Source organism: Microcystis sp. M49636_WE2, from assembly GCF_030065375.1.
Lineage (GTDB): Bacteria > Cyanobacteriota > Cyanobacteriia > Cyanobacteriales > Microcystaceae > Microcystis > Microcystis aeruginosa_C.
On the sequence record NZ_JASJFG010000139.1, the window covers coordinates 1 to 2657 of the forward strand.

The following is a 2657-nucleotide window of genomic DNA, read 5'->3' on the forward strand; positions in this document are numbered from 1 at the left end:
AAATTAAAAATGGATTTTAGGTTCGATCCCCCCTTAGTCCTAGAGTTGATTCATAGTAGGGTTGATTCATGAATCAACCCTACCCTTAGTCCCCCCTTGATCAGGGTGGTGTCTGATAATTTTTAACGCCTACCTACTTATCGAAGATGTTCCCGCCAGAGTGTGTCTAGAAACAGGAGAGCGTTTTTTTGCACCAGAAACCGTCCAACGCTTGCAGAAAATAATCTGGGAAGATAAGCAGCCAAGGCGAATAAAAAAATCAAGGAGTCCGAGCTATGAAAAGATCTTTACGTCAAAACTTATGTGTTCTTGCCGCCCTCCTTTTGGGTACAAGTTTACTGATCACGGATTATGTGGACGCTCGCGGTGGCGGTGGTGGCGGTAGTCGTGGCGGTGGTGGTGGTAGTCGTGGCGGTGGTGGAGCTTCCCCACGGGTTAACCGCAGTAGTGATCTGCAAAACCGAGGGAATTTTAGTAATCGTTCCCAACCCTCTAGAGATTTTTCTGGAAGACAGGGAGAACGGCAAACCAGTCAACAAAACCGTCAAGGGGAACGCAGCGCAAGACAGGGGGAACGGCAAACCAGTCAACAAAACCGTCAAGGGGAACGCACGGAAAGACAGGGGGAACGGCAAACCAGTCAACAAAACCGTCAAGGGGAACGCACGGAAAGACAGGGGGAACAGCAAACCAGTCAACAAACCCGTCAAGGGGAACGCACGGAAAGACAGGGTGAACGGCAGGGGGAACGCAGCGAAAGAACCGATATCCGTCAAGGGGAACGCAGCGAAAGACAGGGTGAACGGCAGCAGCAGGTTAGCGATCGCCAACAGAACCGTCAAAACTTTATTGACGATAATCGCAATGGTTACTGGCGTGGTGGCGGTTGGTACGGTGGCGGTTATTACGTCCCCCCGGGTTGGGGTTGGGTGGGTTTGACCACCGGCTTAGTCATCGGTTCAGCGATCGCCACTCTCCCCCCCTACTACAATACCGTCTATGTGGGTTCTACTTCCTACATTTACTCGGACGGCATCTATCTTCAGCCTAGCGGTAGTTCCTACACGGTGGTGGCCCCTCCCATCGGCGCAATTGTCACCTATATCCCAGACGGCTGCACCACAATTACGGCTGACAATACACTTTATTACAATTGTAGCGGTATCTACTATCAGCCCCTGTTTGAGAATGGTTCCACGGTTTATCAGGTGGTTCGCTTCTAATCGGTTTCTTCTTCATCAATAATTGCCGATCGATCTAATAATAATAAATCTCGCAGGCGATCGGTATCTAATTCTGTTAACCAATTTTCCCCGGCATCTACGGTTTGTTCCGCTAATTGTTTCTTGCTTTCGATCATCTCATTAATGCGTTCCTCTAGGGTTCCCGTACAGATGAATTTATGTACCTGAACATTGCGTTTTTGTCCGATGCGGAAAGCGCGATCGGTGGCCTGGTTTTCTACGGCCGGATTCCACCAACGATCGATATGAAAAACGTGATTAGCGCGGGTTAAATTTAATCCTGTTCCCCCTGCTTTCAGGGAGAGAATAAAAATCTTTGGTCCTTGGGGATCATTTTGAAAGCGCTCGATCATTTCTACCCGATCTTTTGCTTTGGTAGAACCGGACAGAAATAATATTTCCTCGGCTAATTTTTTCTGGAGATGGGTTTGTAGGAGTTTTCCCCACTCGGCAAATTGTGTAAAAATTAAAGCTCGATCGCCTTCTGCTATCACTTCCTCTACCATGGCTTCTAAACGTAATAATTTTCCCGATCTTTGACTGGTTTCTAAACTATTTTCTTTCAAAAAATGGGCGGGATGATTACAAATTTGTTTTAGTTGCATTAGCAAGGTTAAAATTAATCCATGTTTCTGAATTCCTTGAGTTTCTTCAATTTTCTGGAGCGTTGTCTCGACTAATTGTTGATAAAGTTGTCCCTGTTCTTTCGATAAACCACAAAAAATATTCATTTCCTGTTTTTCTGGTAAATCTTCAATAATATTTTTATCGGTTTTTAATCTCCGTAAAATAAAAGGACGGACAAGGGAACGTAAATTATGCAGGGATTCTTGATCGCCGTATTTTTCAATGGGAAGGGCAAAACGACGCTGAAAAAATGTTTGAGTTCCTAAAAAATTGGGATTGAGAAAATCCAAAATTGACCACAATTCTGTCAGGCGATTTTCTACGGGAGTTCCCGTTAAGGCAATCCGAAATCCTGCGGGTATTTTTCGCACTGCTTGGGATTGTTTAGCCGTAGAGTTTTTAATATTTTGAGCCTCATCTAAAACTAAACCTTGCCATTGTACTGCTTCTAAACTGGACAGATCGCGATAGATTAAAGGATAACTGGTAATAACAACCGATTTATTTTTTACCTCTTGAGCAAAAGCTTGGCCTTTTAATCTTTTTTCGCCATGATGCACAAAAACCCCCAGGGTGGGAGCGAATTTTCTTAATTCATGTTCCCAGTTATTGACCACAGAAGTGGGAGCAACCACTAACACGGGGTTAACTAACATATCCTGTTCTTTTAATGCTAGTAAAAAAGCGATTAATTGCGGGGTTTTTCCTAAACCCATATCATCGGCTAAACAAGCACCTAAACCCCACTTTTCTAGGAAAGCTAACCAACTAACTCCCTTGATTTGA

At 44.6% G+C, this 2657-nt stretch carries 2 protein-coding genes; one reads left to right on the top strand and one right to left on the bottom strand.

Annotated elements, in window-relative coordinates:
* Positions 1-275: 275 nt before the first annotated feature.
* A complete protein-coding gene (locus PX484_RS03285; protein ID WP_287768074.1) occupies positions 276-1223 on the top strand; it encodes a DUF6515 family protein in 948 nt (315 codons plus the stop codon).
* On the opposite strand, the gene PX484_RS03290 is transcribed toward PX484_RS03285, so the two are convergent.
* A partial coding sequence (locus PX484_RS03290; RefSeq protein WP_288102841.1) for a DEAD/DEAH box helicase occupies positions 1220-2657 on the bottom strand: 1438 nt, incomplete at its 5' end. The genes PX484_RS03285 and PX484_RS03290 overlap by 4 nt on opposite strands.